Origin of the sequence: Haloarcula hispanica ATCC 33960 (assembly GCF_000223905.1) — an archaeon.
GTDB classification, from domain to species: domain Archaea; phylum Halobacteriota; class Halobacteria; order Halobacteriales; family Haloarculaceae; genus Haloarcula; species Haloarcula hispanica.
Window position 1 is genome coordinate 2569964 of record NC_015948.1, and the last position, 15492, is coordinate 2585455.

Genomic DNA, 15492 nt, shown 5'->3' on the forward strand with positions numbered 1-15492 from the left:
CAGCGTCAAGGTGACTCGCCAGTTTCAAGGGTGAAGTCGCTGGTCGGGTACGCGACACAGGTCAGGCAGTACCCCTCCTCCATGTCGTCGTCCATCAGCGAATCGTTGTTGCTGTGGCGGATGTAGTCCTCGGCCGGGCCGTCCTCGATGTGGCCGGCACAGGAGATACACTGGCCCTCGCGGCAGGCATAGGGGAGGTCCCAGCCTTCCTCCTCGCCGGCGTCAAGGAGCGGCTCGTTGTTGGCGACCTCGATCGTTTCACCCTCCTTGGCGAATTCGATCTCGTAGTACTCGACCTCGTCCTCGGCGATGTCGTCGGGGTCGAAGCCCTCGTCCTCCTCTTCGGCCTCCTCGCCTTCGCCGAGTTCGCCTTCGGCCTCACCAGCCGGAATCGCTGTGGCACCGCCACCACCGATAGAGCGGTTGTACGGCTCCGGGAAGTCCGTCTCGGGGACTGTCGCGGCCCGCTGCTCGAGGACCTCCTGGGAGATGTCTTCCGGTGCCTCCCAACCGGTCCCTTTGGCGTAGTGGAGCGCGACCACTATCAGGGTGAGCGTGGCCCCGGCGGCGAGTCCAACGAGTTCTACCATGTGTCCGGCTATGGAATACTGGTTTAATTAGCTGTTGTTTCACCCGCAGCCGCCCGCGAACGGCCCGGCCACCAGACGACTGTGTGCCCGGCGACGGGCGATTAATTTCCACAGTGTTTAGTACTATCAATTAATGGAGTATGTCGTGGGACTAAAAGATTCGTGGAACGATCTCGGTACCGCCGGAAAGGTACTCGTCGGACTGGGCGTCGGCGTGGCTGTCCTGTTCATCCTGATTCCGATCATCATCATCGTCGCGGCGATAATTGCGTCCTTCGTACTGGGCATGGGTAGCAGTGGCGGCGACGTAGCTGTGGCCCCGCAGGCCTCGTTCACGTTCGAGTACGAGGAGACGACAGACGGCGTCGTTGCCGTCGTGACACATGACGGTGGTGATACGATCAGTGCAGAGCAACTCACTATCGAAGTGGCGGACGGACGAACAGTGGGGTGGGACGATGACGACGGCGAGGTGACCGCCGGCGACCAGTCACGCGTTAGCGTCGAAGACGGAGCTGAAGTCAGCCTCGTTTGGCACGGGGACGACCAGACAACGGTGCTCGCAAAGGGTACCGCTCAGGCAAGCGAGTTCTGAAGCGATACGGTAGCACACTCACGTCCGACGTGGGACGTCGTGGCGACCGAAGCCGTATCGGAGGCGGCTGGCGAGGCGGCGCGAGAAGCGGCCGTCGTCGGCCCGCGAGCCGAACCGCTCGGCCAACGACTGGTAGATGAGCGGGATCGGCACCTCCTGTTCGAGCGCTTCTTGCACGGTCCACGTCCCAGTCGACCCGCCTTCGACGCGGTCGGCCACGTCGCCGAGGTCGTTGCCCTCCTCGCGGAACGCTTCCTCGCAGAGCTCCAGCAGCCACGAGCGGATGACGGCCCCGTTGTTCCAGGTGTTTGCGACCGATTCCAGATCGAGGTCGTACCGGCCGTTAGCCAGCAGTTCGAAGCCCTCGCCGTAGGTCTGCATCAGCGCGTACTCGACCCCGTTGTGAACCATCTTGACGTAGTGGCCCGACCCCGCCGGCCCCATCCGGTCGTGGCCGTCGGGGCCGGTCGCGACGGCGTCGAAGACGGGAACCAGTTCGTCGTAGGCCCACTGCGGGCCGCCGACCATCAGCGAGAAGCCCAGCTCCGCACCGGCGGGGCCGCCGGAGGTGCCACAGTCGAGGTAGGCCGCATCGGTCGACTCGGCACGGCGAACCGAGTCCTCGAAGTAGGAATTACCGCCGTCGACCACGATATCGTCATCGTCCAGTGATGGGGCCAGTTCATCCAGCGCGGCGTCGACCGGGTCCCCGGCTGGGACCATCAGCCAGATTCGTTTCTCCGAGCCGAGTTTCGCCGCGAGGTCGGCGATGGACGATGCCGGCTGTGCACCGGCTTCAGCTGCGTCGGCGACGCTCTTCTCGTCGATATCGAAGACGACGACCTCGTGGCCGGCTTCGAGCACGCGGTCGACCACGATTCGGCCCATGCGTCCGAGTCCGATGACGCCAAGTTCCATACCGGGGAGTCGCCGACCGAACAGGTAGGGATTGCGGTTCGACAGAAAAGCGTGGCACGAACACCACCCGTGCCGTCGTCAGTCATGGTACCGCCCCAGCCGACCGTCTCGGAAGCGGTCGTGGGAGCCAGCAATTGCCACGAGTCCTGTCCCGTACTGCACCGGATACTCCGGCTCTGGAACGCAAAAAATCCACGGAATACAATCACATCGTCCGTTGTAATCCCGGGATCACCGCCGTTTTGTTCCGGCCACTCTTGGTGAGAATATGGACGACCGCATACGCGAACACGCCAGGATTCTCGTCGACTGGAGCGCTCGCATCGACGCGGGCGACGACGTGGTCGTGGCTGTCGAGGACGGTGCACACGATCTCGCAGTCGCCGTGGCCGAGCAGCTTGGCGACCGCGGCGCGAACCTCCTGTCGACGTACCAGTCGGACGAACTCACGCGGGCCTATCTGGGGGCCCACAACGGGTCATTCACCGAGAACCCCGAGTACGAACTGGCGCTGTACGAACGGGCCGACAGCGTGCTGTTCCTGAAAGGGTCGCGGAACACTACCGAGACGGCCGACGTGGACAGCGACCAGCGACAGGCGTACTCGACGGCGCGACAGGCAATCAGGGAGGCCCGTCTGGACACCGACTGGGTGTCGACCCAGCACCCGACGCGGGCGATGGCCCAGCAGGCCGGGATGGCCTACGCTGACTACAAAGACTTCGTCTACGACGCAACGCTCCGGGACTGGGAGGCGCTGGCGGAGGAGCAGGCCCAACTGAAGGATATCCTCGACGACGGCAAAGAGGTCCGAATCGTGGCCGACGGGACGGACATCACGCTGTACATCGACGGCCGTATCGCCGTCAACTCCGCCGCCAGCGTGGCCTACGACTCGCACAACCTCCCCTCCGGCGAGGTGTTCACCGCGCCCTACGACACCGCCGGCGTCGTCACCTTCGACGTGCCGATGACGATACAGGGCCGCCGGGTGAAAAACGTCGAGCTGACGTTCAAGGACGGAGTTGTCGTCGACTGGGCGGCCGAACAGGGCGAGGGTGTCATCGGCGAAATCATCGGGACCGACGGCGGTTCCCGCCAACTGGGCGAACTCGGCATCGGGATGAACCGCGGCGTCGACCGCGTCACCGACAACATCCTCTTCGACGAGAAGATGGGAGGGACAGTCCACCTCGCGCTCGGGCGCGCGTACGACGCCTGCCTGCCGGAGGGCAAATCCGGCAACGACAGCGCCGTCCACGAGGACCTCATCACGACGATGGGCGAGGGGTCGCGGCTCGAAGTCGACGGCGAGACGATTCAGAAAGACGGCCTGTTCCGCTGGGAAGACGGCTTCGAAGGGTAGCTGTCGCGGGACTGCTGCGGCGTGCTTGCGGAGAGCCACTGTCGCGGTGCTGTGGGCCGGGAATAGATGTCATGATCCGTGGGCCGGGAGCGCCCTCCGTGGCGCGACCCGGGGAAGGGCAGGCCTGCCGAAGGCTGCGCTGCTGATGTACCGCGAGCGGAGCGAGCGGTTTCACTCCGAGCGCGGCCGCAGGCCGCGACTCGGAGGTCGTTTTTAGCGTAGATTTTTGCGAGGAGCCCTCCCACAGCGGCGCGAAGCGCCGCGAGGAAGGGCGACGAAGTAAAAAGGTACTAGATAGAGAGGAACTGCGACACCAGCCACTTCGTAAACGTCCCAGTAATTGCGCCGATCCACGAGAGCACCACGAAGTGCATGTAGGTGTTGGCGTTGTGGCCACCGTCAACGGTCCGGATCATCAACGATGACAGCATCGCGCCGAACATGATAATGATGATCAGCAGGAACTCGATGAGCGGGATGTTGTAGACGCTGGTATTGATGAGCGAGGCGGCGTCGAGTCGGCTCCCAGTGGACAGGTTGAGTGACATGTCGGCGAGGATGTTGACGACCTGCAGGCCGATGAAGAAGGCGAAGGTCGACGCGGCGGTCATCCCGTAGAGGAGGCCCACAAGCGTCGTTGCCGCCTGCTTGCGCTTCTGGCGGAGTTGCAGCACCTGATTCATGTTCTCGGAGATAAGCTCGCCCAGTTGCTTTGGCGATCCACCCATCTCGCGGCCGATGAGGTACATCTCGGAGAAGGTCTGGATGAGATAGGAGCGACAGTCGGCGGTAAAAAAGCGCCAGGCAGAGGTCGGCTCGATCCGCATATTCAGTCGTTTGTAGAGATTATCGATGTTGGGCGAGAGCGCGCCGAAGTCCTTCTTGCGGAGGGTACGAAGCACCGCACCGGTCGTCGACTGCTTCGCGCCCTCGGTCGCCCCGAGCGCACGGATGAAGTTCGGGAACTCGGAGTCCCGGTCCTTGATGCGCTGTTCTTCCTGTCGGAAGGCGATGCCGGGGATGAGCATCGGCGTGATCGGCGCGGCGGCGTACAGCGGCAGCGGCACCTCGTCGAACATGAAAAAGAGGTCGTTCAGCGTGATCGGCGAGATGCCGAGCATCCCCCCAAGCGTGATGAACACGAGCAGCATCGACAGCCCCACACCGGCGACCATCGATTTGTTGAGTTTGGACTCGATCGGCGACGGGTAGTCGACCGGGTGGAACCACACCGGGTCGTAGGGGGCCATCGAGCGGATGGCGAGGTAGAAGCCGGTCTGGACGAACACGAACATCACGATGACGGCGCTGACGGTCATCGTCGGGTTCGTTCCGGTCAGCACCGGCAGGACGACGGCGAACACCAGCGCGAACGTCATCGACAGAATCATCGAGAGGTAGAGGTCCTTCATGACTTCCAGGCTGTCGAGCGAGCTCTTGTACACCGTCGAGTAGTGCTGGATGATCTGCTCCTGTTCAGTCAGGAGGTAATCGTCGAGTCCCTGTCCGGCCCCGAGCGTGTACGCGAGGCGGTCGAAGAAGTCCGAAACTGCGCGGCTCGGGACCTGTTTGGCCCGGCGACGGCAGGCGTCGTCGAGGCTCAGGTTCCAGGTGTCGACTAGCTGGACGATGCGGTGCATCTCCATCGCGAGTTCGCCGTACTCGTCTTCCTCGGCCAGCGTTCGGAACACTTCCATGCGGTCGATTTTCGTCGTCGCGAGCACGGTCATGTGCGTGATAAGCAGGTGAAACCGGTTGTTGAGTTCGCGTTTGCGCTGGCTCAGGAGGATCTTTGGGTAGAAAATCGCCGACGCCATCACCAGAAATCCAAGCAGGGGAATCGGTGCTCGGACCGCAAGGGGTTGATCCAGCAGCAAGGCGACGACCGTCGAAATAACGAAAAAGGCGACGGCTGGTAGCAGGATGAGGAAGAGATACCGCTCCAGCGGGATCGTCATCTGGCGGTAGGACTCCACGAGCGACTGGATCGTCTCGGATATCGTCAGGTCGAGTCCGCTTTCGGCTTCGCCCTGTGCCATCGTTAGTCAGGCCTGGCGATGTTGAACGGAATCCCTTCGACGCCGTCACGCTGGAAGTCCGAGATGAAGTCGTTGACTTCGTGATACCCCAGAATCCCCTCCTGGATGGCCCGCTCGATCATGTCAGCACGGAACTGGAGGTCGTCGTAGATGTCACGCGTGTCCTCGTACCCCAGGAGGGTCGCTATCTGCTCTTCGAGGACGAAGGAGTTGTTCATCCCCTGGAAGATGATCTCGTCCTCGACGGGGTCCCAGTTGAACACCTGCCGGGTGACGACACCGTCCATCTCCTTCGAGTACCCCTCGATCTCCTGAACGCTCGTCACGCGGCGCAGGACCTGATCGCCCTGCTTGACGCGGTTCTGGAACAGCGCCACGTCGGCCACGTCCATGAACGTCTCGGGGACGTTGATCGGTTCGCCGGTGAAGCGCTGAATCATCGAGACGATGTCGCTCGCGTGGAAGGTCAGCATCACCGGGTGGCCGGTCTGGGCGGCCTGGAACGCCATCCGCCCTTCCTCACCACGAACCTCCCCGACGATGATGTAGTCGGGGCGGGAACGCAGTGCAGCGGCGACGAGGTCGAACATGTCGATACTGGTCCCCTCGTCTTCGCCTTCACGAGTGAGGAGTTGCTGCCAGGTGTTGTGCGGGGGCAGCACCTCGGCGGTGTCCTCCGCGGTGTAGATCTTCGCGTCGTCGGGGATGAACGAGGTGATGGCGTTCAGCGTCGTCGTCTTCCCGGACGCCGTCTCCCCGACCACGAACACCGTCTGTTCGTTCTCCAGACAGAGCCAGAGATACGCGGCCAGTTGCGGCGACAGCGTCATCCACTTGGTAATCTGGAAAATCGAGAGCGGAACGTCGTCGCCCTGACGGATGGTGAGCGACGGGCCTTTGAGGCTCACGTCGTCGGAGTAGATAAGGTTCAGACGCGACCCGTCCGGCAGCGTCGAGTCGACGATAGGGTCCGAGTCAGAGACCGGGTCACCCATCCGTTCGCCCATGTTGCGGAGCCACTGGTCGAAGGCCTCCTCGCTCTGCCACTCGACAGTGGTTTCGAGCATCCCGTAGACCCCGTGGTCGACGTGACATTCGCTGCGGCCGATAACGTGAATGTCCTCGTTGGCCGGGTCGCGCATGACCGGTTCGAGCGGGCCGAGGCCGACGATGTCGCGGTTCAGCCGGTAGAGGATGTTCTCGTAGGTCTCCTGTGTGACCTCGACGCTGTTCACGTCGGTCAGGTTCGACAGGCGCGTGAGGACGCCGCTGTCGCTGTCTTCGTCTCGGACTTTGGTGGTTTCCTGCAGGAGTTCCTCGATACGGTCGTCGAACTGGGCTTCGTTTTCGGGCGCGGGCTTGTTGACGCTGCGCTGGAGCAGACGGTTCCGGACCTTTCCGAAGACGGCCCGCTCGTCCTCGTCGAGTTCCGGCTCGATGGCGTAGTACTTCATGTCCTGGCCCACGTCGCCGTAGATATGACAGAAGATGGGGCCGCCGACCGGGTAGAGCACGTTCGGCCGGTTCGTCTCGTACTCGTCGTCGGCCTCGTCGATGAGCATTGGGAACTCACCGGTGATCTGCTTGAACTTCTTCAGGTGGTCCCGCAGGTGGGGCCGCCGCGCTGCCATCTGCCGAAGTTCGTCCGACGGTTTCGCACGTCCGTGGTCTGTCATATCTTATATCACCTCTAGGCGACGCTGCGCGATTCGATGACGATGCCGGTTCCCGAGCGGACCGAGAACCCGATGGTGTCACCGACCTGTTCGCCCATGCCGGCGAATCGGAGGACGTTGATCTGCCGGCGCACGTCGTTGCCGACCTCGATCATCTCCAGTTCGATGAACACGTCGGCGATGGCCCGGAACGGACCGATAGCCTCCTCGTCCAGCGTCGACGGGTCGACGGTGAGCATGATGCATTTGCCCTGTGAGATGACATCCCGGAAGTAGGAGATGACCTCCAGTGCGGCCTGTCGTTCCTCGTTTTGCCGAACGAGGGCTTCGAACTTGGGATCGTTCCGGAGGATGGCGTCGAACGTGTCGATGACGACGACGTCGGCGTCCCACATCACTTCAGCCTCCATCAGCCGCTTGAGGAGTTCCTTCCGCTCGGACTGTTCGTCACCGCCGGTGAGCGCGTTCGACTCGCCGATGTCGGCGTGCAGGAACAGCACGTCCTCGTCGAGGATGTGGTCGACCATGTCATACGACAGCGAGTGCATCTGGTCGAGGAAGCTCCCGACGGTGAGTTCCGTCGAGAGGTAGGTCACTTCGTGGCCCTCCTCACAAAGGCCGTAGGTGAACCGCTGGCTCATGGCGGATTTGCCGGCCCCGTAGTCACCCTCGACGAGGATGATACTGCCGGGCGGGATACCGCCGCCCAGTTCCTTGTTCAGTCGGTCGTGATCGTCCAGTCCGAGCGAGAATAGGTCAGTACTTGCGATACTCATGTGTTGAACTCGAACACCTCCTCGTCGCCGTTGACAATCAGCTTGAGGCGGTGGTCGCCACCGTCAAGGTTGCCGTTGATGTCGATGCGAACGACTTCACCGGGCCGCCAGCTGTTACCGCCGTCCGGCTCCAGCGTCACCGTGTAGTCACTGGTGAAGGCCCCATCGACGAACACATCTATCTGCCCGGGGACTGGCGCTAACGTCTCTGAGCCGGTGTTTTTGACGTGAATCGTGATTGTGTTCGCGCCGTTATCATAGATGGTGTTGCTGCCGCTGTCGGAGATGATTTCGACGTCGGTCCGAACGTCGCTACTCACGTCCAGCCCCTGTTCCGAGACAGCGTTGCTCAGCTCGCCGATACTGCTCGTAAAGACGCCGGCCACGCTCGCGGCGATAGCCATCGACGCGATGAACAGGATCAGGTGAGAGACGGAAACGCTCGCCATGTTAGCTCACCACCATCGTTTCGGCGATGCCGTTCTCGGTGACGACTTTCACCCGGTCGGGTTGACTACTGAGTGAGGTGACGGTAATCTCTAACCGCTCCTGTGACGCCCAGATATCCGTCGAGGGGTCGGTGTCAACGGTCGTGTCATAGCCCGCCTGATAGTCGTTGTCGACCAGCAGGTCGGTTGCTTCGACCGACAGCGTCTCGGAGCCGGTGTTGTCGACGGTCACGACGAGATTCTCGCTGCCGCTCGCGTTCCATGTCGCCGAGACAAGCGAGATGTCGGTGTTTTGCTGGTCGAGCAGCTGGTCTCGCTGGTCCTCGCGAGCGTCGTTGACGCGCTCGAAGCTGTTCGCGGTCGCGGAATAGAACATTCCGAAGCCGATGAACGCGGCCACGAAGATGACGGCTGCCGAGCCGCTAACGCTGAATCCCATCGGAACCACCTCCACCGACCAGTTTCGAGAGCGCAACGGCGTCAGCCCCGCTGTCACTGTCAAGCTGCGAGATGTAGTGCAGGCTCTCCGTGTGGTGGTCGATAGACAGCCCATCCCCGGTGTCGTTCACGTCGTTGAAGCCGCGGAGGTACTCCTTGAGCTGGTCCGCGACCGACTCGTCGATCCAGTCGATAGTCTCGTAGTAGTCGATAGCGCGAGCCGTCTCGCGGTAGCCCGAGTGCTGGACCAGGAACTCGAGCCACTCGACGATGATGAGGTCCGCCGCGAACCCTTCCGGCATCGTCGACAGATACGGCTTCCCGCCGTCGTCCGCATCTGCGGCCGAGCTGTCGTCTGCCACTGCCTCATCGCTACTGCCGGTGGCCGCCGTCTCAGTCTGTGTGGCAGTCGGTTCCGGTTCCGGCTCCAGTTCCGGCTCGGGCTCGGGCTCCGGTTCCACGGCTGGCTCGGGTTCCGGCTCTGGCTCCGGTTCGGCTTCCGTAGCCGCCTCGGCCTCGTCACTCCCGTCGTCCTCGATGACCTCGTCGAAGAGGTCGTCGTCTTCCAGCCCGCCCATATCGTCGTCCGAATCCTCCTCGCCCAGCATATCGTCCTCCTCGCCCAGCAGGTCGTCATCGCCTTCGCCGAGCAGGTCATCGTCGTCGTCCGCCTCTTCCTCGGGTTCCTCGCCCTCGGCCCACTCGGCGTCGCCGGACTCGTACTCGTCTTTGAGCTCTGCGAACGATTTGCCGCCGTCGCCGTCGTCGCTGTCCTCGTCCATACTCTCCCCGTCGTCCATGCTCATCCCATCGTCCATGCTCATGTCGTCCTCCGTGTCGTCGAAGTCGTCGAACTCCTCGTCGAACGACCCGCCGTCGTCCTCGAAGTCGCCCATGTCGTCGCCACCGTCGTCGGGGAACATGTCGTCGACACCGCCGTCGTCCATCGACATGTCGCCGCCAGTGTCCTCCGTCAGGTCTTCGTCGAAAAAGCCCTCTGCGTCGGCGTTGGCGACGTCGTCGTCGATGTCCTCCTCGGTATCGTCGCTCCCGTCGTCGTCGAACAGACCGAAAGAGCCGCCGCCTTCGCCCATGCCGCCCATACCGCCGTCGACGTCGTCGGCGAAGGGGTTGACGCCACGGGTGACCATCTCGTAGATATCGAGCAGCTTCCGGACGTTCTCCTCGGTCTCTTCGACGGACTCGGAGATGCTCTCGTTTTCTGTCCGGACCGTGTTGACCGTCGAAGAGAGGCTACCGACCTCGTTTTCCAGTTCGTCGAGACGGTGTTCCAGTTCGTCGGTGTCGGGTCCGCTCGCGTCTTCCATGTCGCCGAACTCGTCGTCACCGAACCCACCCATGTCGTCGCCACCGTCGTCGAGCCCACCCAGACCGCCGAGGTCATCACCGCCGCCACCGCCATCGTCGGCCATCAGGCCGCCGCCGTCGGCCATCTCGCCGCCACCGCCGTCCTCGCTCGCGTCCCCGCTCTCGTCGTCCGACAGGATCGAGTCGAACATATTCTTGATGCTCATACCGACCAGCCCGCCGGTCAGCAAGACAAAGAGGGCGGGTGCCAGTCCAACCAGTTCCGGTGAGACGGCTGGAGCCAGCGGCACGAGAGCGAGACTACTCATCTCTTGTATCTCATGCTGTTTCTACTCTTGAATATTCCCCTTAGCGTATCATATTTGATAATAATATCCCATTTTCCCGGCTCAGATACAGTAAATTAACTATTCAAGTACTAGCCTATTACATTTCAGATTAATTTCGGACGGAAGATCGGGGGAACAGAGTGTGTCAGTGCGCCCCCGGCAGACGAACGGCAGTCACCCGTCTGACGTCCGGAGTCGCGCACGAGTCCTGCTCGCAGACGTCACAGCGTTATCGAATCCGTGTTCGCGCTTTTGACGATGAAATTGCCGGTGTCCGCTTCTAGTTTGACGGACCGGCCGTGGTCTCCGCCCAGGTCTTCGCCGACAACGGGAACGCCGTGTGCATCCAGCGTCTCGCGCACCTTCTTGGCGTTTCGCGAACCGATAGAGGAGCCGTTCTCGGAGAAGTCGAGCATATCGCTCCCGCCGGCGATTTTGGCCTCCATCGCCTCCGTCGACGCCCCGGCATCCGCCATGGCCTCGATGAGCACTTCGATGCCCGTGTCCGCGAACTTCGCATGGTTGCCGCCGTCGATATCAGCCGCCGACGGAAGCATGACGTGAACGAGCCCGGCCACCGTGTTACGGGTGTCGTATACCGCGATACCGATACAGGAGCCCAGCCCGCTCGTGGTCAGCACAGCCGGCTCTGTGGTCACCTTGTACTCCGCGATGCCGACTTTGATACGCTCGGGCGTACTTTGTTCGGGACTCTCTGTTTGGCTACCATCGTATACTTTCATTATTTGAATATCTGTTCGACGTCCGCGCCCGTCTCGGTCGCCCGCTCGACATCGAGGTCGTCGAGGGCGGCGCGTAACTCTTTCTCGTTGGGCAGGGCGTGAATCTCAGCCTGGAATTCGATGTCGTCGGTCCGCATCTGGGAGTCGATGATGAACGCGTGCTCCTGATACTGTCCGACCTGCGCCGCCAGCGGGTCCATAATCGCCCGCCCCATGTCGTGCACGACCCGCGGCGGCGTGTGCTCGACTGACGTCTGGAGGACGTTCGCCCAGCCGTCGACGAACCCGCTCGTCATGATGTTCCCCAGTTCCTCGATGGCGGCCTTGTGCTGGTCGGTTAGCTCGTCGCTGTCCATCTCGATGGGCATCATCGCCTCTGCGACGTTGATCGCGGAGACCTCGTCGAACAGCACCATGAGGTAGCCACTGGGCGTCCCGGTGAACTCGACGACCGTCCCGACGAACGTGTCCGTGCCGATCTGCTTTGGCACGTCCTCGATGGGGGCGAAACTGATCTGAGTCACCTCCGACTCGGTCGGGATGCCGGTCATCATCTCGACGTTGTCAGCGGCTTTCTGGGTGCCGCTAGTCGTCATCTCGTTGAACGTCTGGAGCTTGTCGATGGGGATGGCGTCGCCGTCCGTGTCGACGTGGTCCATCATCATCTCCGTGAGCGCTTCGTACTCAGGGAGCATGTAGATGTAGAAGTTCACCGACTCGTCGATCCATTCGATCTCCGATTTGAACACGAACACCTGCTGGTGGTCGCCGTTCTCGGGTGCATCGGGAAGCACGTCACCGCCGGACTCCTCGATGTACTCCGGCGGCGAGTGATCGATGGTCGCACCGACGTAGTCGGCCCAACCGTCGATGAAACCGCTCATCATGATGTTGCCGATCTCCTCGATGCCACTCCTGGCCATCGCCTCGTCGTCGCTGCTACCGGGCATCATCTCCTCGGTGATCGTGCCGGCGCTGTCTACGTCGAAGGCAAGAACGGTATCGCCCTCCAGAACGCCATCGAAAGAGAACTGGACGCCGACGAAGTCGCGGCCGGCCAGTTCCTCGCCGACATCTGCTCTGTCGAGCAGCGTTATCTTGGTTACGTCGACGACGGCATCGATGCCCGTCATCTGGCCCATCGACTGCGTGGCCTGTTCGGCCCCCTCGTGAGCGAGTTGGTTGAACGTACCGAGCGACTGAATATCGACGTTCATCTATGAGGGGACGACGTCCTCGATGGCCTCCATCACACTGGGTTTCTGGAACGGCTTGGTGATGTATCCGTCAGCCCCCGCTTTCACTGCCTCCTTCATTTTCTCTTCCTGGCCGACACTTGTACACATGATGACGTTCGCATCGGGATTGGAAGATTTGATCTCGTCCGTGGCCTCGATGCCATCCCGGATGGGCATCACGATGTCCATCATCACCAGGTCTGGCCCTTCTTCTTTGAACACTTCGACAGCTTCGACACCGTTCTCGACCTCCCCAACAATCTCGTGGTCTTCTTCGAGAATCTCGCGGAGGAGGTTACGCATAAACTCTGAATCGTCGGCGATCAGTACGTCTGGCATGCCTATCAAGCCTACATATCGTGATGAGTTAGATAAAGGTGTCCCGTAAATTATCGCGTGTGATATCGGTGGGTCCCGAAACCCAGTTACACCGCGGGGAGATGCGGTGTGAGAACGCGAATGAAATCGAGCGCGAAGGGGCCATACTGGAAGTACACGAGCCCCGAGAGGAGGAGGTACGCTGTCGTCAGCCCCGCCGGGAGCGCCAGACCCAGTGCGACTACTCTGGACGGGACGCGGTCGGGAACGAGTGTGCGGCCCAGTACAGTCCCAGCACAGACACCAGCACCACCGAGATTGAGGAGTGCGTGGAACTGTACCGCTTCCCCGAGCGCCAGATCAAGTCCGGCAACGACGCCGAGTCCGATGAGGAGACCACCAATTGTACTCGCAGCGTACCCGCCGGCGAGCCACCGCTTCGCGTCGCTGACGGTTTCGTGGACCGCCGGAATCCGAACGACGCCGTACATGATCAGCGGGACCGTCGGCAGCAGATATCGAACAGTGAGCTGTGTGTGCAGTGGCAGGCGGCTCAGATAGACGAGCGTGAACACAGTTGCGAGGGTCGCAACGAGCATATCGGTCTGGGTTCGGGGGGAATAGTACGACGGACGGACATTCCACTGCCGCATCCGCTGAACAGCTGACCGGACTAGAACCACGGGGAGTGCCGCGACCGCGCCGAAAAGCGGGACGGCCTCGACCATCGTGAGTTCGATCGCCTCGTAGGAGTTCGGGGTGTAGTTGATCTGTGGCGCGGAGCCGCTCCGCAGGAAAATCTGTGACAGTCGCTCGGGCGTAGCCAGGACGTCGAGACCACGGCTGACCGCATCCGAAACGAACACCATCGCGGGGGCCGCAGGTCCCATGATCCGGTCGAACAGGCCGAGAATCGGTGGTATGATCGGCGTTCCGGTATCACTGTCCGCCCCTGTGGAATCACTGCCACCACTAGACCCGCCATCACTCCCGTCGGAACCCCCGCCAGTCCCACCGTCCGTTCCGGCACCCTCAGTGCCGCCAGTGCCGCTACCGCCACCGGTTCCGGCATCGCCGCCGGTCTCAGGTGTGAATTCGACGTTCGCACCCCCGACGGCGGAGAGCAACCGCGGCGGTTTGACCGGGTTACCAGAGATAAGGAAGTTCGTCACGAGCATCGGGAGCGAGCCGAGGAAGAGCGCGAGGGCGACAACGGCCAGATGGAGAAGCGAGTTTCGCCTTGCAGTGGCAAGGTCTACGAGAGCCAGCGTCACCACGAGGAAAAAGCCCTCGAAGGCGTGGGTCCAGGTTACCAGACCAGCGGCGATGTACGCGCCGGCACGAAAACCCAGCCCGAGCCGAAATTCGGCGTCCGCATACGCAACTCGGCTCCGAGCGAACAGATACACCGTCGTCAGTATCAATAGCCCTACTAGAACGTGCCGTTTCGGAAGCGAAGCCCAGAACCCGACAGACGAGGCGATACCGATTGCGACACCAGCCGCCAGGGCGACTGAGCGGTCGTGCCAGATTCCGACGAGGCGGTAGAGGACGACGCTGGTCGTCGCTGCTGCGAGCATCGTCGATATCTGGAACGCGGCTATTGGGAGCGAAGTGTCCGGGAGGGCTGTCGCTGTCAGCGCACCGATCAGAAACAGGACCGCAACCAGACCGCTACCGACCCACAGAGTTGTGCGCTTGGTGATACTGGTGTGGCGCTGTCCGAGCACGCTGACGTGAGCCACGAAGACGAGCGCAGTGCCCGACCAGAGTCCAAGGAGCAGTAGCCGGGGTGTAATGAGCACGGACAGCGCTTGCAACGCCCAGACCAGCGGGACAGCCAGAAGTATCTGGCCGTAGTTGCGTCCGTAAAGCCTGCCGCCGGCCTCGTGCAGACCCGGTTGCGCGCCGAGTGTCAGGGAGTACGGCGTCTCTACGATGTGGAGGTGCCCGTTCGAGACAGCGACGAGGGCGTTGGCAGTGGTGTACGTGTCGGTGACGAAAATGCCAACGCGCCAGTAGAGCCCGAACGTCACGAGCAGGCCGAGCCAGAGGACATAGCCGTAGCGGTCACCGAAGATTGCCGTTCCGATCTGGCGACAGCGGCCAGTGAGCCGTTCGATGTCTCGAATCATTGCGCCACCTGCACTGTCACGTTTTCAGCAACGATTGTCTCAGCGGTTTCGAAGCTCTGGACCCGAAGCAGGACGGTTCCCCTGTACACGTCCCGCTCCAGTGACGACGGCATGACCGCTCTGTCACCGGGTGCGAGCCGGTACGTCCCGGACTGACCGTCCGAAAGGACCTGTTCGTCTTCGAGGGAGATGTCGAGCGCAGGGACTGCGACCTGATACAGCAGTCTCGGACGCCCCGTCACGGAGTCGACGGACACGCTGGCATCGGGCACTCGGAGATACGCAACGCTTGTCCCGAACCGGCCGTTCGTGATCTGTATCTCCGATGTAGGCAATTGAACGGAGCTGATAGCCGCCGTTCCGTCACCGATAGTCGTCGGCTGTGTCCTGACAGCGTCGACGCCGACGAGCGGTCCCGTCACGACGAGCGTCACCAGAACCAACAGGGCAACGACCGTCGGCGGATGGCGCGGAACCATTATCTACCGTACACACTGCCGTGCCCGGATTTAAATCCCTCGTCGGTTGGGCAGGTTGCTGCCCCTGTTCATCG

15 protein-coding genes are annotated in these 15492 nt (G+C 62.1%); 2 read left to right on the top strand and 13 right to left on the bottom strand.

Features of this window, described 5'->3' with window-relative positions:
- Window positions 1-5: 5 nt before the first annotated feature.
- Complete coding sequence (locus HAH_RS20395) at window positions 6-590, bottom strand: 2Fe-2S iron-sulfur cluster-binding protein (RefSeq protein WP_014041327.1); 585 nt, start codon at window positions 588-590, stop codon at window positions 6-8.
- Window positions 591-735: 145 nt separating this feature from the next.
- Here HAH_RS20395 and HAH_RS12930 point away from each other — a divergent pair, with 145 nt between their 5' ends.
- The gene (locus HAH_RS12930) at window positions 736-1185 is read left to right on the top strand and encodes a type IV pilin (RefSeq protein WP_129755612.1); all 450 of its coding nucleotides are present in this window, start codon (window positions 736-738) and stop codon (window positions 1183-1185) included.
- An 18-nt stretch (window positions 1186-1203) separates the two neighbouring features.
- Here the strand turns inward: HAH_RS12930 and gnd are convergent, their stop codons facing one another.
- Window positions 1204-2103, bottom strand: coding sequence for a phosphogluconate dehydrogenase (NAD(+)-dependent, decarboxylating) (gene gnd, locus HAH_RS12935; RefSeq protein ID WP_014041329.1), 900 nt, complete (start codon window positions 2101-2103; stop codon window positions 1204-1206).
- Between the two features lie 268 nt (window positions 2104-2371).
- Here gnd and HAH_RS12940 point away from each other — a divergent pair, with 268 nt between their 5' ends.
- Complete coding sequence (locus HAH_RS12940; RefSeq protein ID WP_014041330.1) at window positions 2372-3469, top strand: aminopeptidase; 1098 nt, start codon at window positions 2372-2374, stop codon at window positions 3467-3469.
- A 290-nt stretch (window positions 3470-3759) separates the two neighbouring features.
- Here HAH_RS12940 and flaJ read toward each other — a convergent pair whose 3' ends face one another.
- From flaJ to HAH_RS12995, 11 genes are all read right to left on the bottom strand, one after another.
- Entirely contained in the window at window positions 3760-5508 is a 1749-nt protein-coding gene (flaJ, locus tag HAH_RS12945) for an archaellar assembly protein FlaJ (RefSeq protein WP_014041331.1), read from the bottom strand.
- Window positions 5509-5510: 2 nt separating this feature from the next.
- Window positions 5511-7184 carry a type II/IV secretion system ATPase subunit gene (locus HAH_RS12950; RefSeq protein ID WP_023843417.1) on the bottom strand — a complete coding sequence of 558 codons (1674 nt, stop codon included), beginning with the start codon at window positions 7182-7184 and terminating at the stop codon, window positions 5511-5513.
- Between the two features lie 14 nt (window positions 7185-7198).
- Window positions 7199-7960, bottom strand: a complete 762-nt coding sequence (locus tag HAH_RS12955; RefSeq protein ID WP_014041333.1) for an ATPase domain-containing protein — start codon at window positions 7958-7960, stop codon at window positions 7199-7201.
- The gene (locus HAH_RS12960; RefSeq protein WP_014041334.1) at window positions 7957-8409 is read right to left on the bottom strand and encodes a CARDB domain-containing protein; all 453 of its coding nucleotides are present in this window, start codon (window positions 8407-8409) and stop codon (window positions 7957-7959) included. The genes HAH_RS12955 and HAH_RS12960 overlap by 4 nt, the downstream gene beginning before the upstream one ends.
- Before the next feature lies 1 nt (window position 8410).
- The gene (locus HAH_RS12965) at window positions 8411-8848 is read right to left on the bottom strand and encodes a flagellar protein F (protein WP_014041335.1); all 438 of its coding nucleotides are present in this window, start codon (window positions 8846-8848) and stop codon (window positions 8411-8413) included.
- The gene (locus HAH_RS12970; protein WP_014041336.1) at window positions 8832-10484 is read right to left on the bottom strand and encodes a FlaD/FlaE family flagellar protein; all 1653 of its coding nucleotides are present in this window, start codon (window positions 10482-10484) and stop codon (window positions 8832-8834) included. The genes HAH_RS12965 and HAH_RS12970 overlap by 17 nt, the downstream gene beginning before the upstream one ends.
- Window positions 10485-10726: 242 nt before the next feature.
- A complete protein-coding gene (locus HAH_RS12975; RefSeq protein WP_014041337.1) occupies window positions 10727-11248 on the bottom strand; it encodes a chemotaxis protein CheD in 522 nt (173 codons plus the stop codon).
- Window positions 11248-12465: a chemotaxis protein CheC gene (locus tag HAH_RS12980; protein WP_014041338.1), complete on the bottom strand. Its 1218-nt coding sequence runs from the start codon at window positions 12463-12465 to the stop codon at window positions 11248-11250. Before HAH_RS12980 ends, HAH_RS12975 begins: the two co-directional genes overlap by 1 nt.
- Window positions 12466-12825, bottom strand: coding sequence for a chemotaxis protein CheY (cheY, locus tag HAH_RS12985; protein ID WP_004515265.1), 360 nt, complete (start codon window positions 12823-12825; stop codon window positions 12466-12468).
- Window positions 12826-12911: 86 nt separating this feature from the next.
- On the bottom strand, window positions 12912-14939 hold the full coding sequence (locus tag HAH_RS12990) for a hypothetical protein (RefSeq protein ID WP_014041340.1): 2028 nt from the start codon (window positions 14937-14939) through the stop codon (window positions 12912-12914).
- Entirely contained in the window at window positions 14936-15418 is a 483-nt protein-coding gene (locus tag HAH_RS12995) for a hypothetical protein (RefSeq protein ID WP_014041341.1), read from the bottom strand. Before HAH_RS12995 ends, HAH_RS12990 begins: the two co-directional genes overlap by 4 nt.
- Between the last annotated feature and the right edge of the window lie 74 nt (window positions 15419-15492).